Source organism: Pseudolysobacter antarcticus (assembly GCF_004168365.1).
Lineage (GTDB): Bacteria > Pseudomonadota > Gammaproteobacteria > Xanthomonadales > Rhodanobacteraceae > Pseudolysobacter > Pseudolysobacter antarcticus.
The window spans coordinates 2,807,295-2,832,206 of record NZ_CP035704.1; the positions used below are offsets into that span (position 1 = coordinate 2,807,295).

At 58.9% G+C, this 24,912-nt stretch carries 22 protein-coding genes; 10 read left to right on the forward strand and 12 right to left on the reverse strand.

Going from position 1 to position 24,912, the window contains the following annotated elements:
* Positions 1-44: 44 nt before the first annotated feature.
* The gene (locus ELE36_RS11965; protein ID WP_129833585.1) at positions 45-1,217 is read right to left on the reverse strand and encodes a hypothetical protein; all 1,173 of its coding nucleotides are present in this window, start codon (positions 1,215-1,217) and stop codon (positions 45-47) included.
* Here ELE36_RS11965 and ELE36_RS11970 point away from each other — a divergent pair.
* The 3 genes from ELE36_RS11970 to ELE36_RS11980 all read left to right on the forward strand — a co-directional run bounded on the left by ELE36_RS11970 (position 1,216) and on the right by ELE36_RS11980 (position 2,464).
* Positions 1,216-1,647 carry a YkgJ family cysteine cluster protein gene (locus tag ELE36_RS11970; RefSeq protein WP_242512255.1) on the forward strand — a complete coding sequence of 144 codons (432 nt, stop codon included), beginning with the start codon at positions 1,216-1,218 and terminating at the stop codon, positions 1,645-1,647. The genes ELE36_RS11965 and ELE36_RS11970 overlap by 2 nt on opposite strands.
* 4 nt (positions 1,648-1,651) lie before the next feature.
* The gene (locus ELE36_RS11975) at positions 1,652-1,900 is read left to right on the forward strand and encodes a GIY-YIG nuclease family protein (RefSeq protein ID WP_129833587.1); all 249 of its coding nucleotides are present in this window, start codon (positions 1,652-1,654) and stop codon (positions 1,898-1,900) included.
* A 105-nt stretch (positions 1,901-2,005) separates the two neighbouring features.
* Positions 2,006-2,464 carry a TspO/MBR family protein gene (locus tag ELE36_RS11980; RefSeq protein WP_129833589.1) on the forward strand — a complete coding sequence of 153 codons (459 nt, stop codon included), beginning with the start codon at positions 2,006-2,008 and terminating at the stop codon, positions 2,462-2,464.
* Between the two features lie 21 nt (positions 2,465-2,485).
* On the opposite strand, the gene ELE36_RS11985 is transcribed toward ELE36_RS11980, so the two are convergent.
* The gene (locus ELE36_RS11985; protein ID WP_129833591.1) at positions 2,486-3,553 is read right to left on the reverse strand and encodes a sensor domain-containing diguanylate cyclase; all 1,068 of its coding nucleotides are present in this window, start codon (positions 3,551-3,553) and stop codon (positions 2,486-2,488) included.
* Positions 3,554-3,843: 290 nt separating this feature from the next.
* Between ELE36_RS11985 and ELE36_RS11990 the strand changes: the two genes are divergently transcribed.
* The gene (locus ELE36_RS11990; RefSeq protein WP_129833593.1) at positions 3,844-4,563 is read left to right on the forward strand and encodes a hypothetical protein; all 720 of its coding nucleotides are present in this window, start codon (positions 3,844-3,846) and stop codon (positions 4,561-4,563) included.
* 51 nt (positions 4,564-4,614) lie between these two features.
* Here the strand turns inward: ELE36_RS11990 and ELE36_RS11995 are convergent, their stop codons facing one another.
* From ELE36_RS11995 to ELE36_RS20375, 3 genes are all read right to left on the reverse strand, one after another.
* Entirely contained in the window at positions 4,615-5,016 is a 402-nt protein-coding gene (locus ELE36_RS11995) for a HipA domain-containing protein (protein WP_340642636.1), read from the reverse strand.
* Positions 5,017-5,113: 97 nt separating this feature from the next.
* Positions 5,114-5,467, reverse strand: a complete 354-nt coding sequence (locus ELE36_RS12000; protein WP_129833597.1) for a helix-turn-helix domain-containing protein — start codon at positions 5,465-5,467, stop codon at positions 5,114-5,116.
* 172 nt (positions 5,468-5,639) lie between these two features.
* Positions 5,640-5,831, reverse strand: coding sequence for a helix-turn-helix domain-containing protein (locus tag ELE36_RS20375; protein WP_165371396.1), 192 nt, complete (start codon positions 5,829-5,831; stop codon positions 5,640-5,642).
* A 293-nt stretch (positions 5,832-6,124) separates the two neighbouring features.
* Here ELE36_RS20375 and ELE36_RS12005 point away from each other — a divergent pair, with 293 nt between their 5' ends.
* The gene (locus ELE36_RS12005; protein ID WP_129833599.1) at positions 6,125-6,802 is read left to right on the forward strand and encodes a sce7726 family protein; all 678 of its coding nucleotides are present in this window, start codon (positions 6,125-6,127) and stop codon (positions 6,800-6,802) included.
* Here the strand turns inward: ELE36_RS12005 and ELE36_RS12010 are convergent.
* From ELE36_RS12010 to hutU, 4 genes are read right to left on the reverse strand one after another with little or no spacing between them, the layout of a single operon-like run.
* Positions 6,799-7,878 (reverse strand): beta family protein, encoded by a 1,080-nt coding sequence (locus ELE36_RS12010; protein WP_165371584.1) that lies wholly within the window; start codon positions 7,876-7,878, stop codon positions 6,799-6,801. The two genes, ELE36_RS12005 and ELE36_RS12010, sit on opposite strands and share 4 nt — an antisense overlap.
* An 11-nt stretch (positions 7,879-7,889) precedes the next feature.
* Positions 7,890-8,393, reverse strand: coding sequence for an ImmA/IrrE family metallo-endopeptidase (locus ELE36_RS12015; RefSeq protein WP_129833603.1), 504 nt, complete (start codon positions 8,391-8,393; stop codon positions 7,890-7,892).
* Positions 8,390-8,866: a hypothetical protein gene (locus ELE36_RS12020; protein WP_129833605.1), complete on the reverse strand. Its 477-nt coding sequence runs from the start codon at positions 8,864-8,866 to the stop codon at positions 8,390-8,392. The genes ELE36_RS12015 and ELE36_RS12020 overlap by 4 nt, the downstream gene beginning before the upstream one ends.
* A 45-nt stretch (positions 8,867-8,911) precedes the next feature.
* On the reverse strand, positions 8,912-10,582 hold the full coding sequence (gene hutU / locus ELE36_RS12025) for a urocanate hydratase (protein ID WP_129833607.1): 1,671 nt from the start codon (positions 10,580-10,582) through the stop codon (positions 8,912-8,914).
* 179 nt (positions 10,583-10,761) lie between these two features.
* Between hutU and ELE36_RS12030 the strand changes: the two genes are divergently transcribed.
* A complete protein-coding gene (locus ELE36_RS12030) occupies positions 10,762-12,012 on the forward strand; it encodes an alkaline phosphatase family protein (RefSeq protein WP_129833609.1) in 1,251 nt (416 codons plus the stop codon).
* A gap of 178 nt (positions 12,013-12,190) precedes the next feature.
* Here the strand turns inward: ELE36_RS12030 and ELE36_RS12035 are convergent, their stop codons facing one another.
* The gene (locus ELE36_RS12035; RefSeq protein WP_165371585.1) at positions 12,191-13,081 is read right to left on the reverse strand and encodes a choice-of-anchor D domain-containing protein; all 891 of its coding nucleotides are present in this window, start codon (positions 13,079-13,081) and stop codon (positions 12,191-12,193) included.
* 466 nt (positions 13,082-13,547) lie between these two features.
* On the opposite strand from ELE36_RS12035, the gene ELE36_RS12040 reads away from it, so the two are divergent.
* Together ELE36_RS12040 and ELE36_RS12045 are read left to right on the forward strand one after the other, a co-directional pair.
* Positions 13,548-15,968: a hypothetical protein gene (locus ELE36_RS12040; RefSeq protein WP_129833613.1), complete on the forward strand. Its 2,421-nt coding sequence runs from the start codon at positions 13,548-13,550 to the stop codon at positions 15,966-15,968.
* A 125-nt stretch (positions 15,969-16,093) separates the two neighbouring features.
* Positions 16,094-17,287 carry a choice-of-anchor Q domain-containing protein gene (locus tag ELE36_RS12045; RefSeq protein ID WP_129833615.1) on the forward strand — a complete coding sequence of 398 codons (1,194 nt, stop codon included), beginning with the start codon at positions 16,094-16,096 and terminating at the stop codon, positions 17,285-17,287.
* Between the two features lie 174 nt (positions 17,288-17,461).
* Here ELE36_RS12045 and ELE36_RS12050 read toward each other — a convergent pair whose 3' ends face one another.
* Both ELE36_RS12050 and ELE36_RS12055 read right to left on the reverse strand, forming a co-directional pair.
* Entirely contained in the window at positions 17,462-18,889 is a 1,428-nt protein-coding gene (locus ELE36_RS12050; RefSeq protein WP_129833617.1) for a formimidoylglutamate deiminase, read from the reverse strand.
* A gap of 190 nt (positions 18,890-19,079) precedes the next feature.
* The gene (locus tag ELE36_RS12055; RefSeq protein WP_129833619.1) at positions 19,080-20,393 is read right to left on the reverse strand and encodes a choice-of-anchor Q domain-containing protein; all 1,314 of its coding nucleotides are present in this window, start codon (positions 20,391-20,393) and stop codon (positions 19,080-19,082) included.
* Between the two features lie 366 nt (positions 20,394-20,759).
* On the opposite strand from ELE36_RS12055, the gene ELE36_RS12060 reads away from it, so the two are divergent.
* The gene (locus ELE36_RS12060) at positions 20,760-23,498 is read left to right on the forward strand and encodes a winged helix-turn-helix domain-containing protein (RefSeq protein WP_129833621.1); all 2,739 of its coding nucleotides are present in this window, start codon (positions 20,760-20,762) and stop codon (positions 23,496-23,498) included.
* Positions 23,499-23,547: 49 nt separating this feature from the next.
* Entirely contained in the window at positions 23,548-24,780 is a 1,233-nt protein-coding gene (hutI, locus tag ELE36_RS12065; RefSeq protein WP_129833623.1) for an imidazolonepropionase, read from the forward strand.
* The last annotated feature ends 132 nt before the right edge of the window (positions 24,781-24,912 follow it).

Below are 24,912 nucleotides of genomic sequence, written 5' to 3' on the forward strand. Positions count from 1 at the left end.
GTGGGCGTGAATGACGCGGGCCTGCTCATCGAGCGCCCGGCGAGCTAGGCGATAAGCTTGGCCGCGAGACAGCCCGCCCTAGTTTGTGGACATCGCACCGCCACCTCGCGCAGCACGTGCAGATCGACCTCATCGATAGGCGCACCAGAAGCCTTGATCCAGTTCTCCATCGCCACGATCGCTTCAGCGTGCGATCCACCTGGCCCGAAATCGAGCGCCAGCGCGCGCACTACTTCGCGGTCCTCCAGGTCTTGCGCCGTTTGGAAGCGCAGGGCCCAAGCGCAGTTCGACCGAATGAAGCGCGATGGATCCTTCGCGAGCGTCCGCACGATGGGCAGCAGCGGCCGGAACAGTTCGCGCGGCATGTGCAGACTTTGGTGCAAGGCCACCCGGGCGGCCTGGCCGCCGAGTCGAAGGTCTGCGGCAATCGCATCACGCACCGCTTCGCTCCAACACTTTCCGGCAACCAACATCGACAAAGCGCGGCTGCGTACCTCGCAACGTGGATCGTCACGCAGGACGGCGAGCAGCGCGTACTCGTTGTCCTCGTAGTAGAGTTTCATAGGATCCCAGTCCTGCTCTTCGTCGTCGCGTTCGCGATCCAGCTCGCGCAACGCGTCCAGCCGCCCGGCCAGATCGTCCGACACGAACCGTGCGATCGCCCGACGGTCGCGCGGATCCAGTATGTGAAGCTTGCGCACCAAGCGAACCGGCGCACCGAACGCCTCGGAAAGCGCGGGCAAAGCGGCCTCGACGTCCGGCGTGTCGTCGCTGAACCATTTTCCGATCCAGACGGGCAGCTCCACCACCAGCGCACAACGCGCCGCGCCGGTCACGTGGTCGAACGCGACGCTGGCCAGCGCCACCTCGTGGTCGCAGCCTGGCATCGTGATCGGCGTGCCGCCGTCGACGCCGCGCGCCGCCATTTCGTCCACCTGGGCAAACCAGCGCCGCCCCGCAGTGCCTTTCTCGTCATGCGCTCGCTCGACCTTTCGTCCGCAGACGGGACATACGGCGTGATACGAGAATCCCTCGCTGCCGTAGAAGCGCGGGCGGGCGTGCCGTTCAGCGATCGGCTCTGCGCGCGGAACCAGACTCGTGCACAGCGACATCCTGGCAAGAAGCGCAAGTGCGCCGTCCAGCCGCGCGTCGCTCGGCACGAAATCGGGATCGATCGGCAGCGCCGAGATCGACCAATGGAAGCGCATTTCACTCATGCAAACTATTCTATCCGGGATGGCAGGCGGAAGCCGCTCAGTTGCTTTCGCAAGAATGGACCAACGGCATGCATTTACGCATCAACGAGCGGCGCATGGGAGAATACGCACAATGATTTCATCCCTGGCCGCCACCGAATCCACCGAGCCCGTGCTGTGCAGCAACTGCCCGGCGATCTGCTGCCAGCTCAAGGTGCTGCTGCTGCCGGGTGATGATGTGCCCGAGCATTACATCGACATCGATGAGCACGGCATGGAAATCCTCGGCAAGCTCGATGATGGCTGGTGCGTCGCGCTCGACCGCGACAACATGTGCTGCTCGATGTACGAACGGCGGCCGTTCGTCTGCCGCGAATTCGCGATGGGCGAAACCGATTGCCGCGACGAGCGCGCCAACTGGCGACGCATCGCAATCAGCCTGCAGCCGTGAAGCGATGGCCTGGTTCGTCTACCTGATCGAGTGCCGCGACGGCAGCATTTATACCGGCATCAGCACCGATGTCGCAGCGCGTTACGCCAAGCACAGCAGCGGCAAAGGTGCGCGCTACACCCGCTCGCACCCGCCACTGCGATTGCTCGCGAGCTTCGCCCACGCCGACCGATCCAGCGCCGCCAGGGCCGAATGCGCAATCAAAAAACTGAGCGCCGCCGAGAAGCGGATTATTGCCGCGCAAGCCGGCTGATCGGCCGCGTTTTAATCGCAATATGCACTATTCTTCACGCCGCATGTATTCGCCGTAGCCGATGCTTGGCCCATCGGCGCGTATCGCCCATAGGAAATCGTACCCATGCCACGTCAATGGAAAAGCCTCGCTCTCTGGTTGCTGCTGAGCTTTCTGGTCGCCGGCGTCGCTTCAATGTTCATGCCGGATGCGTGGTACGCCGCGCTGCAAAAACCCGAGTTCAATCCGCCGAACTGGGTGTTCGCGCCAGTCTGGACGCTGCTCTACATCCTCATGGCGATCGCGGTATGGCGCGTGCAGCGCAAGCAGCAACATCTCTCGTTTGAAATCGCGCTGTGGCTGTTGCAGCTCTTGTTGAACGGATTGTGGTCGTGGCTATTTTTTGGTCTGCACCGGCCCGATCTTGCGCTGATCGATATCGCTCTGCTGATCATCGTGCTGCTGACCACCGTGCTCGCGTTCGCGCGCGTAGATCGTATCGCGGCGTGGCTGTTGCTGCCTTATCTGGCGTGGGTCAGTTTTGCGAGCATGTTGAACCTGAGCCTATGGCAGCTCAATCCGTAAGCACGATTTTCTGCGCCAGATTCAGCTGAGCACAACGCGATTGCGCCCACCACTCTTGGCCGCGTACATCGCTTCATCGGCGCGCGCATACAGGCTCGCCGCGGTGTCGCCGGCTTTGAACAACGTCACGCCGATGCTTACCGTCACCGGTAAACCCTGCGCCAGATTCTGCACCGCCTCGCGGATGTAGTCGCACTGCAGCTCGGCGTTTTTTGCGTCGGTGTGCGACATCAACAACGCAAACTCCTCGCCGCCGCAGCGCGCGGTAAATCCGTGCTGGCCGCGTTGCGCGTGGATCACGCGTGCGACCGAGACCAGCGTTTCATCGCCCACCGGATGACCGTGCAGATCGTTGATCGTCTTGAAATGATCAATGTCGATGATCGCCATCGCCAGCGAACTGCCCTGTGTTGCCGCGAGCTGTATCGCTGCATCAAGCGCCAGATTCAACGCGCGTCGATTCGATAATCCTGTGAGCGGATCGAGGCGCGTCTGCTCGATCAGATCGGCATTTTGTTCTTCCAGCGAATCCTGATACGACTTGAGTTGCTCTTCGTACCACTCGCGTTCGGACAAGTGATGCCGCAACTTTTTGTATGACACGCGCAACTCGAGCAACGCAGTTACTTGGCGCGACAGCACCATCATCGCTTCCTGCTGGAACGCATCGAGCTTGCGTGGCTGGTTGTCCATCACGCACAAAGTGCCGGTCGCCTCGCCTTCCGAACTGATCAACGGCGCGCCCGCATAAAACAGAATGCGTGGTTCGCCGGTCACTAACGGATTGTCGTGGAAACGCAAATCATCGCGCGCATCCGGCACGATCAGCATCTGGTTCGGCGTCATGATTGCGTGAGCACAAAACGCTACATCGCGCGGCGTTTCCGACACTGGCAGGCCACGTCGTGATTTGAAAAACTGCCGATCCGCATCGACAAAACTAACCGATCCCATCGGCGTGCCGCAGATGCCCGCGGCTATCGTCAGCAGATCGTCGTACGCGCGCTCCGGCAACGTATCGAGAATTTCGTAACGCTTGAGCACTTCTAGCCGACTTTGTTCGGACGCAGGTTTTTCGGGTTTGATCATGCCAATTCTCAGTCGGATTGCAGTGCAGACGTTAAGCCTCGCATCGCCCATTTCAAGCCCTGCTCGCGCGCGCAGTAAGCCAAGGTTGCGGGGCGCAGCATCGCACAACTTCAAAAATCTATTCGGAACTATGGCGCAAAAGCTTCAATCACACGCGACGAAACATCAGCCACGGAACTCGCGCCGGGAAACCCGCTTCAAAACAAGGCTGCGCGAAACGCCAATCCAAGCAATTTGAGGCACGTATTACTTCCGGCCTTAAACTACCGCCACGCTTCGGGAGATTTTACATGCACAACCTGGATTTCAGTTCGTGGTCAACGCTGCTTTCGACCCTGCTCGGACTATCCGTGATCACGCTGATCGGCGTTGGCATACGCCTGTTGGCAATGCAGGTGATCCAGCAGCGACGCGAACGCGAGAACCGCCAGATCAACGAACGCCTGCGCACGCTCATTGCCGCGTACAAAACACTCGGCGGCTCGTTCACCGGCAATCTCGCCGTCGACCCCAGCCACATGCGCGAGCTGCGCCAGCGCCATGAACAAACGCTCGCCGACGCGCCGAATCGCAGCGCGGCGGAATCCTCCACGTTAACCGCAGCCGCCACCGCATTATTATCGAGCAGCGAACGCCCCCGACGTATACGCGACGCGGTCGAGGCGGCGCTTTCCGACATCATTCTGCTCGGCACGGAAGAACAAGTACGCCTGGCCGCAAAAGCCGCCACCGAGCTGGCTGCGGGACGCCCCACTCACACCGCTGAACTCGTGACATCGTTGCGCGATTTCATTCGCCAGGTGCTGGACCTAGAACCTATTTCGCCGAGTTTGTCGATTCCGATGCAAGGGCCGACACGTATCGCCGCGTCGAAAGGCAAAGGCGCAAACGGCGGCAAGGGCGAAGGTGGTGGTGGCGGAAAAGGCGGCGGCGGATCGGGTGGCGGCATGGGCGGCATGGGCATCGGCGGGAGCCACACGGATGATGACGAGACCGAATCGCATCATTAGCTTAAAAAGCCGATTGGCCTCATTCACTTTCGATCGTAGATTCGTTGAGGCTTATGCTTGAGGAAAAGTCAGCCGGTGGGTGTGTTGAATCTTGCTGCGCCATTCGTCGACCAGCCGCGCGGCGGCGGCAAACTCCGGCCAGCGCCGCACCGCCGCCGGCACTTCATTGATGATGATCGCCGCTCGCCCGCGCTTGATCACCGCCGCTTTCGCGCAGGCTGCAACGTCCGCCATCGTGAAGCCGTCCCGTTTCCCGTTCAACGTCATCTGGTGCGTCGCTGTCCACGCGCCGGACGGGTTATAGCTATAGGTCACATCGAACGCCGGCGCGAGCGTCCACTCACCTCGCTGGTTCATCAGGAAAGCAATGTTCTTGACGTGATCGTCCTGGTTCCGCGCCACGATGTTGAAAACCATCCGCCGGAACTGCTCCTCTATCGCAACCGTCGGCAGCGTGCAAACTCAGCGTCGTATTGAAACGCTGCCACGTCGCGGCCTGCATCGAGCGAAACCGCGCCGATCGTGCGGCCCCACCGCTGCACCTTCGCGATCATTCGGGCTCGCCCCACGTCCACGCCTTCGGCTTTCTCGTCGCCGCCGGTTTGCCACTGGCACGCTGCCGCTTGCGGCCTTGCTGCTTCAGTAGCTCCATCGGACTGGCCGTCTGCTCGGGAACTAGTGCCGCAAACCGCTCTGCCAGACCCAGCACCCGGCACACGCGCAGAAAACCCGAAAGCCGGGTCGCAGCCACTCCCAGTTCGAGCCGTTGCACGGTCCGCAAGCCCAGACCCGCCTGCTGCGCGAGTTGCTCCTGCGTAAGGTTCTTGCTCAAGCGCAATCGGGCCAGACGCTCGCCCGTCAACTTGAGCAACACCTCATCGGTTAGCTGGGATTCGATCTTCATACGCGCCCAATATGGCGTATTAATTGCTCAAAAGCAATATAAAGCGCCGAATATGGCGTGTTATATACTTATAAACAATGCGCTATATACGGCGTGTTATGCTAGTATTTCGCCATAACACGCCATTAACGACGCATTCTTCTCACCCCCCCACGTTCCACACCAGCATCCGTTATCTGGCGACACGCTCCATCGCCAATACCTCGTGCGCAATCCGCTTACCGACGGCGACCTCGGCCATGCGCAAGTCGTAAATGGTTTGCAGATTCAGCCAGCTTTGCGCAAAAGCAGCGAAGTAGCGCGGCAGGTGCAGCGAACGCCCGCGACGCATACGCGACGCGATCGAAGCGGCACTGTCCGACATGATTCTGCTCGGCACGGAAGATCAAGTACGCCTGGCCGCCTTAGCCAACCTCTGCAACGAAGAATCCCCCTAGACAACCCTAACCCAACATCAGCCGCACTAAGTCTTGGTTGGCGCCTACTCTGTCCCGATTTGGCGTGGTATAAATTTACCGGAGTCGATACAAGCAACTGACCTTCTCGCACATTCAGCTACGGGCATCCACCAAGTCGCATGTGCGTGGCGCTCGAGCATGGCTTAACTTTTCGGCCGCAGTATTGATACCCTGAACAAACAAAATTGAGCGTCTCTTCATGACGAATACACTTAAAGAGCCAGACCTCAAAGCGCTCGTACTTGCCCAGTTACGGAAACAAGGGCTGATAACCCCTAGTACAATTTTGGCGACAGAATATGCAATATCAACCTCAAGCTTAAGAGCTGATTTGGCAATACTGGGAAAAGAGTTCATTGGCATTGAAATTAAAAGCGAATTAGATAGTCTGCGCAGACTATCCAACCAATTGCTTGCATACCAAAGTATCTTTGAAAAAGTAATTTTGGTAATAGCCGAAAAGCATTGGCAAAAAGTTCAGTCCAAAGGTTTGCGAGAAACGGAAATTTGGCGCATAGATGCCAGTGGTTCACTCATAGCTATTCACGCTCCACTTGAAAGCACGTCACCGACACAACGTAAAAGTCTAATTTCATTAATGACAAAGCGTGAACGATCTAGAATTAATCTAGATGCACCGAACATATATCTAGCGAGCGAAAAGGATATCTTTACATCTGCATTCCGAGAGCGTTTTGCGAAAACGAGCCAAGACTTCTGGAGAAAAATTGGGCAGGAAAAGATCGATGGTTTAGATTTAAAACTGCTTAGCAGGTTTAGTGAGCGCCGTTTTATAGCTGAAAAGATAGCCACAGAACGCCACCAGCGGCAGCGCGAGATAGCAAAGAAATGGCTAGATACTAGCATTCAAAATTAATCAATCCACGGCTCTTCTGTGTCTGTCAACCCAGAACTATCGCCATAAAATAATTGCTGATGCAAATGAATATTTATGCGAACCGCAGTCGACCTATTTGGCGAAGTAATCGCTAGAGGATCGCCATAAGCCGTACGTTCGATCATTTGCGTCCCCCACAAATGCAAGCGTCCATCCCAATAGGGAGAACGAATTAGATGTTGTGCTTGCTCGCTATATGCTCTGCCACGATCAGGTGTGCTGGCGCTATCTCTGAAAAAAAACCAGTCATCGCCGGTGGCATAATCTATCCGAGCAGCCGGAATACCACCCCCACCAGCTTGTCGCTCAGCTCTGGCACTGCCTCGGTCACTGTAAATAAGCCGTCCATAAATTTCGGCGCGGATTTGATTGAACAATTGACGTTCAAAAATATGTCGGCTAACAATCGTTGTGAATAAATCTGGAAAACTTGATGCAGAAAAACTTATCGCAGCATTTGGGGCGATCTCCGAAATTATTTTGATGCTATCGATAATTAAGTTTTTCTCTTGCAAAAATCGTGCTTCCTGACGACCAAAGTCTAGCAAAAATAATACGTCGGTGCCCTGATTGGTAAGCCGAGACGCGCGCGATACGATCGTACTTAGGAATGGGAGCAAATCTAGCTCGATCACAACCACCAATCCACGCGACAGCGCGACTAGGCGTTCGGCTTGCAAATCGAATTGATTCGGATCAGAAAGTTGCAAAGAAGGAATAAATTGCTTATTTCCTTGCGCTTCAATAAAGTCACACCAAGCAGAAAAACCGTTAGTAGAACTCCGCAATCTATCTAAGTCATCATGCACTTTTCTACGAGTCTCGCCAACACGCTCATCGCACAACATTAAAAAACAAGGCCGTGAGCCATACACTTCCTTTATTTTCGCCACAGAATTATCAAGTTCTATTGAGCCAAGCCATGGCCGAAGCTTAAATAACGGGCACATTAACCCTTTATCCTTCTCGGGGAGCTCCTCAAGCGCAACCATCTCCGCAGGGCGCAAATCCAAAATCGGCACATACCCGATCTGACTCATTTCCTTTAGCGCCACCAGCATTCTCCTTACGCGCGGTCAATTCTAATTTGCATCGCTATAGTAGAAACATTCAATGCTTCTGCCAAAGTTAGAACTATATCCTCCACACCCGCTAAATGAGCCCGCGTCTGTATGACTTGTATAAGATGCATAGGCATGATGATGTCTGCGGCGAGACGGTTCGCCTGAGCTTCCTTGGCATCGGAGAGCGATGATCGATAGAGAACGTCATCGCTAAGTCCGTTACCTATGAACTCGCGGTGTAAAAGAAAATGAGCCAGCTCATGAGCTACCGTAAAGCGCTGGCGCTTAGGGTCGTCATGCCGATTTACTTTTATGGTGAATTTACCATTCCCGACCGAAGGTCTAATCTCCCCAGATATACCCATAGGAAGCGTTGCTGACCGAACTTCAATACCCAACAACCGGGCAATCTCGGAAAGTTTAATAGGAGCGAGTTTTTGCTGCGATTCGATCAGCGTTTGAATATCAGGGGGTAGCTTCGCCCACTCCTTGCTTCTGCCACTCATCTAGAGCCTCCGTTGTCATGGTCAATTTCGTTCAGAGCATTTTGTTGCCTCTCCCGTTCTTTTAGCCACGCCGAAACGGTACCACTTTTCTCGCTCTCGATTATTCTTCCCACTTCAGAAATTATCAGCTGTTTAACTTTTTCGCTATTAATCTCTTCCACGACCAATTCCTTGGCAGTCTTAGTTACCACTTCTTCAGCACTCGTCTTCGATGCTCTCTCAACAACGCCCTTGAAATGCCTATAGCCAAATATTGCAAGTATAGCCATCACCACACCAAATATAGCAACTATAAGCGCGACCGCAGTCAGCAGGACTGCGATTAAGTCCGGGTAACTCACTGACATTGGCGATATTTGAAGTGACCTACCTTGACCAACCCATACTACGATACCGCCGAAAGCGCCTGCTCCAATATAAGCCACCGCGCCTCTAAAAATCTTAATAATTGAAGTGCCTTTAATAGAAGCCATTAATCTATATCTCCAGCGCCCGAACGAAGCTCGTGCTCAGCATATTCAAACCATCGGCAATTTCAACCCCATCTGCTTGGCGCATTCAATCGCCACCTCATATCCCGCGTCCGCATGCCGCATCACGCCGGTGCCGGGATCGTTCCACAACACCCGCGTGAGGCGCTTGTCGGCTTCCGCCGAACCATCCGCAACAATCACCACGCCCGAATGCTGCGAATAACCCATGCCGACGCCGCCGCCGTGATGCAGGCTTACCCACGTCGCGCCGCCGGCGACGTTGAGCATCGCGTTGAGCAGTGGCCAGTCGGATACGGCATCGCTGCCGTCTTTCATCGCTTCGGTTTCGCGGTTCGGTGACGCCACGGAACCCGAATCCAGATGATCGCGACCGATCACGATCGGCGCTTTCAATTCGCCGTTGCGCACCATCTCGTTGAACGCGAGCGCGAGTTTGTGGCGCTGGCCGAGTCCGACCCAGCAGATGCGCGCGGGCAGGCCCTGAAAACTGATGCGTTCGCGCGCCATGTCGAGCCAGTTGTGCAGATGTTTGTCGTCGGGGATCAGCTCTTTCACTTTCGCATCGGTCTTGTAGATATCTTCGGGATCGCCCGACAGCGCGACCCAGCGGAACGGCCCAATGCCGCGACAGAACAGCGGCCGCACATACGCCGGCACGAAGCCCGGGAAATCGAACGCGTGGGCGCAGCCGACATCCTTCGCCATCTGGCGGATGTTGTTGCCGTAGTCGAAAGTCGGCACGCCCATTTTGTGGAACGCGAGCATCGCATCGACGTGCACGCACATCGAGTGTTTGGCCGCGTCGCGCACGGCATCGGGATTGGATTTGCGCTCGGTTTCCCAGCGCTGCATCGACCAGCCGATCGGCAGATAACCGTTGACCGGATCATGAGCCGAGGTTTGATCGGTCACCCCATCCGGGCGCACGCCGCGCTTCACGAGTTCGGGCAGAATCTCCGCGGCGTTGCCGAGCAGCGCGATCGATTTTGCCTCGCCCGACTTCGTATATTTGGCGATACGCGCGAGCGCGTCGTCGAGATCACTCGCCTGCTCATCGACATAACGCGTGCGCAGACGCATGTCGATGCGGCTCTGCTGGCATTCGATATTCAGCGAACTCGCACCGGCCAGACTCGCCGCCAGCGGCTGCGCGCCGCCCATGCCGCCGAGGCCCGCGGTGAGTATCCAACGCCCTTTGAGCGAGCCGCCGTAATGCTCCCGGCCCATCTCGACAAATGTTTCGTAGGTGCCCTGCACAATGCCTTGCGAGCCGATGTAGATCCACGAGCCGGCCGTCATCTGGCCGTACATCATCAAACCCTTTTTATCGAGTTCGTTGAAGTGCTCCCACGTTGCCCAATGCGGCACGAGATTGGAGTTGGCGATGAGCACGCGCGGCGCATCGGCGTGCGACGGAAACACACCGACCGGCTTGCCCGATTGCACGAGTAAGGTTTCATCATCACCGAGTTCACGCAGGCAACGCAGGATGGCATCGAAGCATTCCCAGTTGCGCGCGGCGCGGCCGATGCCGCCGTAGACAACAAGCTCGGCGGGATTTTCCGCGACGTCGGGATCGAGGTTGTTCTGCAACATGCGGAACGCCGCCTCGGTGAGCCAGCTCTTGCAGCTGAGCTCGGTGCCGCGTGGCGCGCGGATGGTGCGCGTGGTATCGATTCTGGTGGGAGCATTCATCGGTCGGTTCCGCAGCATGTGGACAATGGCGCGATTATCCGCTGCACGCTAGCGCTTGTCGAAAGCGCCATCGCCGAGAAACTCTGCGGCCGCAATGGCGCCACCGCGGCACTCGCGAAGTTTCGCAATATCGTCATACTAATCGGCAACAGTTGTTGGCCAATCCGATGAAGATCCCGATGAAAATTATCCTGCGTTTTTTCGCCGCCGTCTTGCTGCTCAGCGTGCTCGGCTGCGCGCCGCAACTCACGCGTAATGCAGACAAAAATGCCTACACGCCGCTGATCCTGATTTCGATCGATGGTTATCGCGCCGATTATCTGCAGCGCGGCCTGAGCCCGACGCTCACCGCACTCGCGGCTGATGGCGTGCGCGCCGAAGCGTTGCGACCGGCGTTTCCGTCGCTGACGTTTCCGAATCACTACACGCTGGTCACCGGGCTGAATCCCGATCACCACGGCATCGTCAACAATCGCATGATTAATCCGGTCAGCGGTGCACGTTTTGTCTACAAGGAACCCGCCACAACTGCCGATCCGAACTGGTGGGGCGGCGAGCCAATTTGGGTGAGCGTGGAAAAAAACGGCCAGCACGCGGCGACCATGTTCTGGCCCGGTAGCGATGTCGCGATAAAAAATACGCGGCCGAGTTATTGGCGTGCTTTCGATGGCAAAATCACGCCCGATGAGCGCGTCGATCAGGTGCTGCAATGGCTCGATCTGCCGGCGGATCAACGCCCGGTTTTCCTGACTTTGTACTTCGATCAGGTCGATCACGGCGGGCATGATTTCGGCCCCGATTCGGCCGAGGTGAATGCCGCCATCGCGCTGGTCGACACCGCCCTGCAACGTCTTGTGCAAGGCCTGAAACAGCGTGGACTCGATCAGCGCGCCAATCTGGTGATCGTCTCGGATCACGGCATGACCTCGGCCGGCCGCGATCGTGTGGTCGTGCTGAATGACCTCGTCAACGTGGACAACATCACCGTCGAGAGCGCCGGCATTCTCGCCGGCCTTGCGCCAAAACCCGGGCATGAAAAAGAAGTAGAAAACGCGCTGCTAAAACCGCAGGCACATATGCAGTGCTGGAAAAAAACCAATGTGCCAATACGTCTGCACTACGGCACCAATCCGCGTATTCCCGAAATTTTATGCCTGGCCAACGAAGGCTGGCTGATCGGCACGCAGGATGTGATCGACGATCCGAAACACCACTTCTCGCTCGGCGAGCACGGCTACGACAATGATCTGCCGAGCATGCGCGCCTTGTTCATCGCGCACGGATCGGCGTTCAAGCACGGGCTAGTTGTGCCGGAGTTCGATAATGTGGATGTGTATCCGATGTTGATGCGCGTGCTTGGCATCACGGCGCAACCTAATGATGGCAATGCCAGAACAACGACTTCGATGTTGCGTGTGGCTAACCACTAGCAGGCTGTTGAGGCGCGACCTGACCGAACGCAACGAGATTACCCTTCACGTGGTCGCGATGGTCGCCGATCCGCGTGACTACCGATGATCCAGCTATCCAGCGACCTTTCTGGCGGGTATGCCGCTAACGGACGAACGGCCACAAGCAATGGGTACTCGTGCCGCGAAGGGCTTAGGCTCACTCGATCAGGGCAGGCAAACTCACGTCGAATCCATCTTTGAACAAGGGGATTTCCGGCGAGCCGTCGCCACTGAGATCCAGGGAACGGCTCCCTTGGCCGCCGACTTGGAAATCCAAGGTCATCGTTGAGTTACCGACTTGGGCGGGTACGAACGCGTACGTCATGCTGCACTGGCCGACGAGCTGGAATGGGGGCGGTGGACAGCCGGCCCCCGTGCGCACGAAGGCACTGATGGCTGGCACACTGGATGTCCGGATCTCCGTGATCTGTATCGGAACCGGTCCGACGTTGGTCAGGTACGCTGACTTTTCCTGGCCGATCGTGCCGATGGATGTCGAAAACCAGGCCAGACCACCGAATGGCTCAACGACCAGTTGCCCTTGAGCGCCCTCGCCACGCAGCCCGAAAGCAACTTGATCACCACCCGTCAGCGTAAGTGTGATCGTCTGGTAGAAGACATTGAGGGCGTTTGGCGTAAACGTGTGTTCGATCGTGCAACTCGCTAGCGCGGCGACGGTAAAGGGCACCGTGCCGCAGCTTCCGCCGGCGCGCGCATAGACCCCAGTCGCGGGGCTGGCTGCGATAACCGTCACGGACTGGTTGCCGGTATTCGTCAAGGTCGTAGCCATCGGATTACTGGTGGTGCCGAGCGCGTGTTCTCGGAAATCCAGCTGCGAGGGCGACTTATCGAGCTCGGCGCTGGCACTGGCGGCACAGCACAGCAGCAGCATTCCGGTGAGTAGACGGGAGACAGGCTGGAGTGTGGCCACGCAGATCGGCGAGCCCGGCCCGGCATGGGTGGTCGCAGCCGCAGAGGCTGGCAACAACGATAACCGAGCGGTCTGGATCGAGACGGCTGGTGAAGTGGAGGACAACGGTGCTTTCATGGGGGTACTCAAGGTTGGGCAGCGGGCGACATCAGCCCTCAACATTTTAAACGACAAAACGGGCACGAGACTGCCATCGGATTTCGATGACGCTGCCGGAAACCGGGTTTTGTTCCAGCCCTGCATCGGGGAATGCAGAAAACTGCCACACGCTCAGAATAAAAACGCGCGCTGCTGGCCCTATGGATCACTTCCAGTACACTCGGGTAGCAAACATGATGACCTGTATTCCCACACGATCCTCACGTGCCAATCCCGCTGATGGAGTTGCCGAATCTCCTTGTCGCCACGACGCTCGTTGCGACTACGGTTTCTCTGCGCTGCAACAAGGCCATGGAGTGAGTGTTCGTACTTCTCGATGCCAGCATGCAGCCGCGCGCCGAAATTTGTGGGCAACCAAGCGACGTCACGCCGTGGTTCTTCGGTGCTCGACAGGTCGTGGTGACGCATCCATGAGGCCACCGGTTTGAGCGTCGACAATCCGCAGCGGTCAACGCCCATTCGCGCCATCACAGCCATTGAGCTGATCGCGATGACGCTCGCCGGTTTGCTGTTCCTCGTCGCTACCGTGCGCTTCGGTGGCCCGGTGGCGGGTGACGAGCTCGATCCTTCGTGGAGAATGGTACTCAACTGGGCGAGCACCCACGGCTTGCACTGGGGCAGTGATATCGCGTTTACCTACGGCCCGCTCGGCTACCTTTTCCCGCTGAACGCCTGCGACTCTGCCCACTACGATGCGTTCGTCACGATGCAAATCGTGCTTGCCGGCGCGGCTGCGTTCCTGTTCGCCAATGGTTGGTTCGTGCAACGCTGGCCCGAACGCGTCGTACTTGCGGCCGCCGTCATCTTTACCGCCCCGCTGCTAACTGCTGATCCGGTATGGCTGGCCATGCCGGTGTTCGCGATCGTGGGTATGCATGCGCACGCCGCCGCTGGACGCCGGCGCGCGCTATGGCTGCTGCTCGTCGTCGCGGCTCTTTACGCGTCCACCATCTTGCTGATCAAGATGAGCACCTTGCTGCTCATCTTGATCTGGTGGCTCGCCGGAATCGTCGTGCTGCTTCGTGCGCGAATGCATCGCCACGCGGTCGCTTGGCTGCTATTAGTTCCGGTCTGCTCGCTTACGCTGTGGATGTTGAGCGGCCAGCGCTTCAGCGACCTGCTCCCCTTCATCGCCACGGTGCTCGAAATCTCCCGCGGCTACACCGCTGCGATGGGCAGTTTTCCGCCGCTCCGATTCGATCTCTACGGGCTGGCTGTGATGGGCTGCGTCAGCGGCATCGGGTTGTGGACGGCATGGCGCTCCCGCTGCGACTTCGCTCGACTTGCATGCATCGCGCTTTGCGGCTTTGCGATCTTCATTGCGTGGCGAGCCGGCTTCACCCGCGCCGACACGCACGTCGCCATCTTCGCCCTGACAGCCTGGCTCACGCTGCCGCTGTTGGCGGGGATGGCGCCTGCGGCACCACCGTGGCTTCGCGCAGCGAGCTTGAGCCTGGCCCTGGCGGTCGCGCCCCTTGCCGACCTGACCTTCAATGCCGGCGTGGATCAAAAGCGCGGCGAGCTGGCGATAGCGAGCGTGGACTTCCTGGCAAGCAACATTGGCCTGCTCGTGCATCCGCTCACGTATCGGCCTGCACTCGAAGCGGCGCTGGCCCAGGAACGCATTCGGCTCAATCTGCCCAAGACGCGCGCCATCGTCGGCGCCCGCAGCATCGACCTCATGGGCACGCAGCAGGGCGTCGTTATCACCAACGGCTTCGCTTACCGGCCAGCGCCGGTATTTCAAGGCTACAGCGCTTACACGCCGCGCCTGCAGCAGCTCAACGCCGGCGCATACAGTGGCCCCGATCGGACGGATTTCGTTCTTTTGGCGTATTCGCCCATCGATGGCAACCTGCCCACCAGCGAAAACGCGCTCGCTTTCACGACGCTCTACAGGAACTATCATCCGGTACTCGTGGAGCAATCCTATCTGCTGTTGGAGAAGGACGCCGAGTCCGCGCCGCCGCAGCCACCAACGGAAGCCGGCTGGCAGCACGCCACGTGGGGGCAATGGATTGAATTGTCGCCCGCGTCTGAAACCGTGGCCGTCCTCGCGGTGCGCTCCGAGCTCTCCATTGCTGGCAAAACGATGGCAAACCTGCTGCGCGAACCGGAGCAGTTTATCGAGCTGGAAATGGCCGACGGCACGACCCAGCGCTTCCGGCTAGGTCGCGGCGCGGCACCGGGCGGTTTCCTGGTTTCGCCGCTGGTGCAGTCGCTCGACGACTATGCGCGCCTGTTCATCGGCGCCGAACTACCTGTCGTTCGCCGTTTTCGCATGCTGCCGCAGAGTGACGCGCTAGGCACCCTATTCGCAAGCGATATCCAATGGAGCGTGACGCAGTTGCCGCGACGCCCAAGGGTCGAGCCACCGCCAACGATGCTTGATGCGCTCTTTCCCGGATTCTCACACTGGCCGCAAGCCTGGACCGCCAATATCCACACCATGCTGGAACAAGAGCATCGCGTACTGTTCACGCCCAGCCCTTCGCGGCTGAGCTTCAAACCTGGCGCAGGCACCTACATCGTCTCCGGCGAGATCGGCATCGTCCTCAATGCGTTCACGAGTGCCGGCTGCGAAGCTGGCGACGGCGTGGAAGTCAAGGTCTCCGGTGGCTCGGGCGAGACGCTCACATATCTCTACAACCCGTTCGCCGATGCCACGCTGCGTCCCGCGCGCCGCTTCGAACTGGGCCCCGTGAATGCCGATCCGAACGGCGTCCTGTTTCTGGACGTTGCCCCTGGCCCGGCGAACAATAGCGACTGCGACTGGGCTTACGTGCGCGACGTCAAGATTCGCTCTATCGAAGACGCGGATCGCACGCAAAATAGTATCCCGTAACTATTCCGGATCACGCTGCAACGAGATCCGATGGCAGTTACCGGCGCGTTCCGTCGTTTGAATGAATACGGCTGGTGCATCCCGCTACTGCCGAAGATGCGCCCCCCATTTATCGAGGAACGACTATGACGCTGTTTTGCAAGCTTGTTTTTCGACGTGGTCTGTTAGCAGGAATTTTGTCGATCGGCGCCGCGAGCGCTCCGACTTTCGCCGCTACCATTACGGTCACCAATGCCAATGATTTAGGCACGGGCTCGCTGCGCCAAGCCATGCTCGATGCGACGGCAGGCGATACGATCCATTTCAATTTCAACTATCCGGCCACGATCCATCTGGACTCTCAACTGACCGTGAACAAAGACCTGAGCATCATCGGGCCTGGCGCGCAAAATCTGGTCTTGGACGGCACCGTTCAGTTCCCATTGGTGTGGGTGAATTCCGGTTCCACGGCGAGCATCAGCGGCCTTCTGCTGACGCTCGGTAGGGGCGGCATCGTCAACCAAGGCACGCTGACGGCCAGCGACATGGTTATTACCGACAGCTACACCCACAATGATCCGGGTGGCGGCATCATCAACGTCGGTGTGTTGACCTTGAACACGAGCAGGCTCAGCGGCAATAAGACCGATACCAAAGGTGGCGCAATTTACAACGGCGACGGCGCCACGCTCACGGTGAATGGCAGCACGTTCAGCGGCGCCAACCGTGCCTCGGATGACGGCGGCGGCCTCGCCAATTTTGGCTCGGCGACAATCAACAACAGCACCTTTTCCGGCAACGTCGCCGCGGGTAATCACCCCCGCGGTGGCGCGATTTTTAACTTCGGCACGCTGGCAGTGACCAATAGCACCTTCGTCGGGAACGTCAGCTCCGGCCCCGGCGGCGCTTTGTTCAACAATGGACCAGCAACCCTGATTGCCAGCACGTTCACGAACAACGCTGCAGCCCCCGGCGACAATGGCGACGCCTTCTACAACTTCGATACGATCACCGTCAGCCGCACGATTGTCACCACCGGCTGCTCTGGACCGGGCACGTTGGCCTCGATGGGCGACAACATCGGGGGTTGTTTCGGCGATTCGCTAGTCCTCAACGACCGCAACCTCGATCCGCTACTCGCGGTGCTGGCCGATAATGGCGGCCCTACCCAGACGCAGGCCTTGCAAGCGGGCAGCCCGGCGCTCGACGAAGTGCGCGTCAACAGCGCTACGTGTTCGGGCACAGATCAACGCGGCGTGGCCCGACCCAGTGGCGTGCGCTGCGACATCGGCGCAGTAGAAATGGACTTCGACCATATTTTCCACAACGGTTTCGAGTGAGATGAGTGCGGAAGACCTGGCGCATCGTCTAATCGCATAGGCCCTGGCAGTCAGTATCAGGCATCGCGCTGAGAGCAACATCCGGACAACAACCGGTAGTCAAGGTAGTACAAGGCTCTGGCTGGATTACTATTTATTACAACAATCTTCGCGCGAAGACCGGCCCAATTCATCTTACTCAGCGCGCGCCAGTCGTTGCACGGTTTCGCGATACCTTCGTGCGATGCGATCTTCATCGTGATGGCGGAAATCGCGTACCACCCAGCGGCCCGCTGCCATCACGTGTCGCACCGGATTCTGGTTGCCGGCGAAAATCATGCTGTCGAGTATCGTGTCGCGATCACGCGCCGCGAGCAGCGGCGAATCATCGTCGAGCACCAGCAGATCGGCGCGCATGCCCGATCCGATTTGCGCCGGGTCGCCCGCATCGAGTTCACCGATCGCGACTCCGGCGGCCAATGCGCCACCAAACAGCGTATTGCCCCACAAGGTTTCTCCCACGCTTTCGCTGAGTTCGGAGACGGCGATATTGCGATGCCGACTTTGCAGCCGCTGGCCGTATTCGAGCCAGCGTAATTCCTCGATCGGCGAGATTGAGATATGACTGTCGGAACCGATACCGAGCGTGCCGCCGGCATCGAGATAGGTCTTCAACGGAAACAATCCATCGCCGAGATTCGCTTCGGTGGTCGGACACAAACCAGCGATGGCGCCGGAAGCAGCGAGCCGCAGCGTTTCATCCTCGGTCATGTGCGTGGCGTGCACCAGGCACCAGCGCGCATCGAGCGGCGCATTCGCGAGCAACCATTCGACCGGACGCGCATTGCGATACGCGAGGCAATCCTGCACTTCACCGATCTGTTCGGCGACGTGGATATGGATCGGACAATCATGCGCGAACTCGCTTTCCACGATCTGGCGCAGCGCCTCTGTAGGCACTGCACGCAAACTGTGCAGGGCGATGCCGATGCGCAAATGCGATGACTCCACCGAACGCAGTTTCTGCAACAACAACATATACTTTTCCACATTGTGGAAAAAGCGACTTTGTCGCTCATGCAGTACGCGGCCGTCAAAACCGCCGGTCATGTACAGGGTTGGCAACAGGCTCAGACCGATGCCGGCCTCTTTCGCCGCCTCGATCAGCGCCAGCGACATCGCCGCAGGATCGGCGTACGGCGTGCCATCCGGCTGGTGATGCAGATAATGAAATTCGCAGACATGCGTGTAACCCGCCTTGAGCATTTCCACATACACCTGCGCGGCGATGGCTTGCAGCGAATCGGGATCGACTCTCCCGGCAAACGCGTACATGGTTTCGCGCCAAGTCCAGAAACTGTCCTCGGCATTCGTCTGCCGTTCGGCCAGGCCAGCCATCGCGCGCTGGAACGCATGCGAATGCAGGTTCGGCATGCCGGGCAAGACATACCGACCGAGATGTTCCGCCTGATCCGCTGTGCGATCTTTTTCGATACCAACGAACAGGCCGCTATTCTGACCCGTCGTACCCACCTCGATCCGCGTATTCGCAGCCCAGCCCGGCGCAAGCCACGCGTAATCGGCAAAGTACGACTGGCTCGCGCTGTTCCCGGAAGTGTTCATGTCTGATCGGCCCTGCGCTGCTATTGCTGCGCAGGGTAAAGCGTGCGCTTTGATGATGCCAGCGCCATTGTTCAGCATGACCACAGCATCACACCGTCGCTGCGAAAGATGATCATGCGAATGGATGCGCAGATTCATTCCGCGCGATATCGATCGCTGCCCGCGTCTGGGAGGAAAAAACGCGATCGCGCTACTCGAAACCGCTGGCGAAGATCCGATCGTTGACCTGCAACTCGAAAGCGCCAATATCGACCTTTGGCCCACGAACGCGCGCGAACCCTGGACCGCGCTGGTCCGTGCTTGTACCGGCCGCATTGTTTCCCGCATCGACCGCGACACTGGTCATCAACAGCGCGTGCGTTTTCGTTGGCCCCCCATTGTCCGCGAGCGGTTGCAAATTCGGATCCGCCGTCAGGGTTCCTGGCGGCGAGTCGTTCGAACCCACGACGAGATTATTCGCGCCAGTGACTGTGAACGCGCTGAGATCGAACTCATTGCCGGACCAGGTATTGTTGGCGATGATCGTGCTGTCCATCGCTAGCCCGTTGTAAGCCTCCACGCCGGCCGGTAACGTCTGGCCATACAGTGATTTGTTGAAGGCGATCGTGGCGCCGGTAAGAGTCAATTGCTCGTACGCATATAAGCCACCTATCTTGTCCGTCGCGTAATTGCCAGAAATCGTGCTGTTGACGATGACCGACGCTGCCGTACCCACGATGTCGATGCCACCGACATTGCCGCGGCCAACAAAGTAACCGACAGAATTGTCGTTGATCGTCGACTCGAGAATATGGGCCGAGCTGCGGACAAACGCTCCGCCGCCGAACGCGCGCGTGGTGAAATCCGCGGAACAACTGTTTGACACCAGGGTGCTACTCGACATCGTCAGGTTACCGGCTACGAAAACCCCGCCGCCGTAGCTGTTGTGGCCCTGCACCGCAGTGCTCTGCGTCCTGCAGCCACTTACCAAAGCGTTGCTGAGTGTTAAGCTTCCCGCACTTCGGATGCAGCCACCCTCGTACGTTGCAACCCCGTAGCCAATACCCAATCCGGCGACCGTCAACACCCCGGTGCCTGTGTGGGTCAAGATCCTGCTGAAGTTCGACGATATGTTCCGTACGATCGACAACGAAGAGCCCGGGCCCACCAGGCTCAATGTGTTCTGCGGAATCGTGATTTCACCCGTCGTCAGCGAAATGGTCGAACACGCAAGATGCGTCAGATCGATCGTATCGCCGTCGGCGGCCGCGGCGACAGCATCGCGAAGGCTGCCAATGCCGCTGTCCGCGCAGTTGAAGACCGACTCGACGTGAATGGGATCACGGCGCCTCGAATCGGGCTCCGCGAACGTCTTCGATGCAGCAGCACCTTCCAGTCGTCCCCCCACCCGCACACCTTCCGTGTACGGAAGAACAGGTGCGGCGGAAGCCCCGCCCGACAACGCCAATGCGATGCAACTGAGCAAGAGTGGACGACGAAGAGCGTGAACGATTTCGGGCGACATGGCGGTATCTCAGTTGAAAGTCACGGAGGCGAGCACTCCCCTGCTGTCTACAAATCGCGAGCCAAAACCGTTCGTCTGGATCAAGTCGGCTGACACGATCCCCGGTTCAATCATGAAGATGCTGTAACCCCCTGCTAAAAGTGGCAGCATGCGTGGTTCACGGCCATGGAATTTTCTTCCATTTTTTTTCTTCTTTTTTTCTCGCAGGCAAATCGACTGGCAGCGGCTGTCTGGATTCAGCCCACCGTGTGCATTCGCGCGTGATCTCGCTTTGTCATCGGCGCGAGTGCGTCGTCAACAGCGCCATCGACGCATTCGCAGACAGGTTGGGCTTAGAATGCGAGTCATCCGATTTTTGCGTGTGCCATGAACGCCAATCTTCACCTATCGATTCCTGCTGTCGACGCCACACTGTTGTGCTTCGGCCCGTTCATGCTCGATGTGCGGCAGCGACGGCTGGAACGCGATGGCTTGGTGGTGGACGTGCGGCCAAAACAATTTGATGCGCTGCAGTTGCTGATTGCGCATGCCGGCGATCTGGTGACGCGCGAACAGTTCTATGCCGCGCTGTGGCCGAACACCGTGGTTTCGGAAACCAGCCTGAGCAAATACATCTGGCAGTTGCGGCACATCCTCAGCGACGACAACGGCGACTACATCAAGACCGTACCGAAACTAGGCTACCGATTCGTCGCGCCAGTAGAACGCATCGCGCCGGTCGAGCTGGTCGAAACCACGATCGACAACGCGGCATCGCGGGATGTCTCGACAGAAAATCAAGCGCCGCCAGTACCCTATGGATTGCACCGAGCCAACGCCTCGCCTTGGATAATTGCGGCTGTCGCGACAGTCGTTCTCGCGCTGATCGCATGGCAGGTTTGGCCTGCGCGCGAAACCATTCCGCAAACGGCGAAACGCAGCGACGCAACACTGCCGATAACCACTCATCGTCGCGCGATTGCGATCATGCAGGCGCAGCTCGACGCGGATATGCCGCAATGGTTGCACAGCGCGGTGGCGCAATTGCTGGCGCAGGATCTGGCGATTTCGGAACAGCTGCGCGTGGCCTATCCGAACGCGTTGATGTTGCGTTACCCCGATCTGACGGCGCAGGCGCAAGCGGTCGAACCTACAGCGGCGCGGTTCACCGATTGGGCATCGATCAACGACGATATTGTGCTGCTGCCCATACTCACGCACAGCTCAGACGATACTTCAGCCAACGCCGTGAAGCTGCAGGTACGTCTGCTCGATTCGCACAGCGGCGCGTTGCTCAAGGAGATCGAATCGAGCGGCGATCTGCAACAGCTGGATCGCCTGATTGACAGCAGCGGCGGTCGCGTCCGCAGCGCGCTCGGCGTGACACCGATGAGCGAATCGATCGCGCGGGTTCGTGCCGCCAGCATGCCGGCCGATAGCGCCTCGGCGCAGCTCTACGCCGAGGCGATCGATTTGCAACGTCAGGGCATGAGCGATCAATCGCGCGAAAAACTGCGTGCGCTGACCGAGCGTTATCCGGATTTCGTGCCGGGCTGGTTGATGCGCGCCACGGCAGAGGCCGATGCCGGTCTGAATCAGCAGGCCGCGACCACCGCGCAAGCCGGGCTCGCACATGCTGTGACCGCCACGCGCGAATTGCGCTTGTCGCTGGAGGCGATCAGCTATTCGGCCGGTGGCGCGTGGTCGCAGGCGATCGACTCGTATCAGGCGCTGTCGCGGTTTTTCCCCGATCAACCCGAGTATGCATTACGGCTCATGACGGCGCAGGTTTACGCTGGCCGCAAGGACGATGCCGAGCAGACCTTGCGAACTCTGCGCGAACCACCCGGCATGGCCGATGACGTGCCGATATTGCAAGGCGAATATACGCTGGCGCAGCGCCTTACCGACGATGCGCGCGCCCGCGACGTCGCCGCAAGACTGATCGAACGCGCCACGATGATCCACCTGCCGCACCTGCATGCGCGCGCGCGCGCGCTGCGCGGCATGGCGCTCACCGGCCTGCGCGACAACGATGCTGCACTGGCCGACCTGACCCAGGCCGAACGCGAGTTCGCGCCGCTCGGCGATACCGAGTGGAGCGCAAAAGTGCAATTGCTGCTCGGCAACTGGGCAATGCGCGGTGGCGATCTGGTCGATGCCGAGCAGCGTTACCATCGTGCCGTCGACGGCTTTCGCGCGGTTGCCGCGCGCTGGAACGAAAACGTCGCGCTGGATAATCTGATGGCCATTGCGGTCGCGCGTGGCGATGCTGCCGCCGCACGGCCGTATGTCGATGAAGTGCTGCAATCGGCACGTGCGCTTGGCGACGGTGTCGGCGAGAGTCGCGCGCTGGTCTATCTCGCGTGGGTCGAACTCGATACCGGCCATACCGACACCGCGCTCGCCGCATACCGACAAGCGGCAGCGTTGAACGAGCACGCGCAACAGAACGAACAACTAGTCGCATCGCTGAGTTATCTGGCGGAACTGCTTGACGATACGGGCCAGAATGACGAAGCACGCAAGGTCGCGCAACACGCGCAGATCGTTAGTGAATCGGTACCGAGCACCTCGTACAAAAGCGTGGTCTTGATCAGCGTGGTCTTGATCAGCGTGGCGCAGGGCGAACGCGCGCGCAAAAATCCGGCGGCGGCACGGGTTGCACTCGATGCGGCGCGCGCGCAGGCCGAGCAAGGCCAGGAGTCCGATCGCATCGCACGAATCGATCTGGGGATCGCCGAACTGGAGCTGGATACACATCAGCCGCAAGCGGCGATCGAACGAATAGCACGCGCCGAACCGATATTGATCAAGAGTGAAAGCACGCGCGATCTGGCCAACGCTGAGGCGATCCGGGTACGGGCCTTCTGCGATTTGGGACAACTTGACCACGCCAAAACCGCACTCGCTGCGAGCTTGGACTACGCCGCAAAAACCACCGGTTATCTCGATCGTCTGCCCGTGCGCATCGCGGAAATCCGCGTGGCCGCACAGATCGGTGAGCAAGGTAAAGTCAACAAGCTGCAAATGCCGTTGCGTGCCGAACTTAAACAGCGAAAGTTCGTCGGCGCGCTCGCTGAACTCGATACTGCGCTGGCGACAAAAACACCACCGCGTCCTTGAATCCACTCAATCGATAACCTGCCCGGACTGCTTCCATGAAATTTTCGCCATGACTTCGATATCGCGCTGGGACGGATTGCTGCTCGATTGCCGACTCGCCAGCATGACGGCTAACGGTATTGCTTACGGCGCAATCGAAAACGCCGCAATCGGCTGGAAAGACGGCCGCATCACCTTCGCCGCAGCGCAGTCGCAATTGCCGGACAAACCCGAATCGCTCAGCGTCAATGTCGAATCCGTCGAGGGCGCGTGGATCACGCCGGGCTTGATCGACTGCCATACGCATTTGGTATTTGCCGGCAATCGCGCCAGCGAATTCGAGCAACGCCTGCAGGGCGCAAGTTACGAGGAAATCGCGCGCGCGGGCGGCGGCATCGTATCCAGCGTGCGGCAAACGCGTGCCGCGAACGAGGATGAACTATTCGCACAATCGTTGCCGCGCGCGCAGGCGCTGCTGCAGGACGGCGTGACCACGCTGGAAATAAAATCCGGTTACGGCCTGAATCTGGAAACCGAAGAAAAAATGCTGCGCGTGGCACGCCGAATCAGCGCAGCGCTGGGCATTACCGTGCACACGACATTTCTCGGCGCGCATGCGATACCGCCGGAATTTTCGGGCCGGCAATCCGATTATGTCGATGAAGTCTGTGTGCGCATGTTGCCGGCGATTGCACATGCCGGTCTCGCCGATGCGGTGGATGCATTCTGCGAAACGATCGCGTTTACCGCGAGCGAAACGCGGCGTGTATTCGAAACCGCGCGCGGACTCGGCTTGCGTGTGAAGTTGCACGCCGATCAGCTCAGCGATGGACATGGCGCGGCATTGGCGGCCGAGTTCAACGCGCTCTCCGCCGAGCATCTCGAACATACCAGCGAAACCGGCGTTGCGGCGATGGCCGCTGCGGGCACGGTGGCAGTGTTGTTGCCCGCGGCGTTTTACGCGTTGCGCGAAACAAAATTGCCACCGACCGAATCGCTGCGCGCACACGGCGTGCCGATCGCGATTGCGAGCGACCTGAATCCGGGCACTTCCCCAGTTCTGTCATTACGCCTGGCCATGAGCATGGCCTGCACTCTGTTTCGACTGACGCCGGAAGAAGCCCTGCGTGGTGCGACCGTGCATGCGGCGCAAGCGCTGGGTCTGCTCGATCGCGGCACACTCGAAGTCGGCAAACGCGCCGATCTGGTGTTGTGGGATATCCAGCATCCGGCCGAATTGTGTTACTGGATCGGCGGCAATCTTGCACGTCGCATCATCATCGACGGATGCCGCATCAGCTGACTGGATGATCGTTTTCTGCGCAGTCGCAACAGCGGCACCAGTAAATCGCGGACGCAGAAAAACCAAAGCCCCACCGAAGCGGGGCTTGTGCTCTACAACTCACGCTAACGCCGGCTCGATCAAGCCGACGCG

Excerpts from the sequence above, each read along its gene's own strand:
- ELE36_RS11970 (WP_242512255.1), top strand. The coding sequence starts at position 1,216 with ATGCAAACTATTCTATCCGGGATGGCAGGCGGAAGCCGCTCAGTTGCT.
- ELE36_RS12055 (WP_129833619.1), bottom strand. The coding sequence starts at position 20,393 with ATGTCGCCCGAAATCGTTCACGCTCTTCGTCGTCCACTCTTGCTCAGT.
- hutI (WP_129833623.1), top strand. The coding sequence starts at position 23,548 with ATGACTTCGATATCGCGCTGGGACGGATTGCTGCTCGATTGCCGACTC.
- ELE36_RS12015 (WP_129833603.1), bottom strand. The coding sequence starts at position 8,393 with ATGAGTGGCAGAAGCAAGGAGTGGGCGAAGCTACCCCCTGATATTCAA.
- ELE36_RS11980 (WP_129833589.1), top strand. The coding sequence starts at position 2,006 with ATGCCACGTCAATGGAAAAGCCTCGCTCTCTGGTTGCTGCTGAGCTTT.
- ELE36_RS11990 (WP_129833593.1), top strand. The coding sequence starts at position 3,844 with ATGCACAACCTGGATTTCAGTTCGTGGTCAACGCTGCTTTCGACCCTG.
- ELE36_RS12035 (WP_165371585.1), bottom strand. The coding sequence starts at position 13,081 with ATGAAAGCACCGTTGTCCTCCACTTCACCAGCCGTCTCGATCCAGACC.
- ELE36_RS12060 (WP_129833621.1), top strand. The coding sequence starts at position 20,760 with ATGAACGCCAATCTTCACCTATCGATTCCTGCTGTCGACGCCACACTG.
- ELE36_RS20375 (WP_165371396.1), bottom strand. The coding sequence starts at position 5,831 with ATGTCGGACAGTGCCGCTTCGATCGCGTCGCGTATGCGTCGCGGGCGT.
- ELE36_RS12000 (WP_129833597.1), bottom strand. The coding sequence starts at position 5,467 with ATGAAGATCGAATCCCAGCTAACCGATGAGGTGTTGCTCAAGTTGACG.
- ELE36_RS12030 (WP_129833609.1), top strand. The coding sequence starts at position 10,762 with ATGAAAATTATCCTGCGTTTTTTCGCCGCCGTCTTGCTGCTCAGCGTG.
- ELE36_RS11985 (WP_129833591.1), bottom strand. The coding sequence starts at position 3,553 with ATGATCAAACCCGAAAAACCTGCGTCCGAACAAAGTCGGCTAGAAGTG.
- hutU (WP_129833607.1), bottom strand. The coding sequence starts at position 10,582 with ATGAATGCTCCCACCAGAATCGATACCACGCGCACCATCCGCGCGCCA.
- ELE36_RS12050 (WP_129833617.1), bottom strand. The coding sequence starts at position 18,889 with ATGAACACTTCCGGGAACAGCGCGAGCCAGTCGTACTTTGCCGATTAC.
- ELE36_RS12020 (WP_129833605.1), bottom strand. The coding sequence starts at position 8,866 with ATGGCTTCTATTAAAGGCACTTCAATTATTAAGATTTTTAGAGGCGCG.
- ELE36_RS12045 (WP_129833615.1), top strand. The coding sequence starts at position 16,094 with ATGACGCTGTTTTGCAAGCTTGTTTTTCGACGTGGTCTGTTAGCAGGA.
- ELE36_RS11965 (WP_129833585.1), bottom strand. The coding sequence starts at position 1,217 with ATGAGTGAAATGCGCTTCCATTGGTCGATCTCGGCGCTGCCGATCGAT.
- ELE36_RS11975 (WP_129833587.1), top strand. The coding sequence starts at position 1,652 with ATGGCCTGGTTCGTCTACCTGATCGAGTGCCGCGACGGCAGCATTTAT.
- ELE36_RS12005 (WP_129833599.1), top strand. The coding sequence starts at position 6,125 with ATGACGAATACACTTAAAGAGCCAGACCTCAAAGCGCTCGTACTTGCC.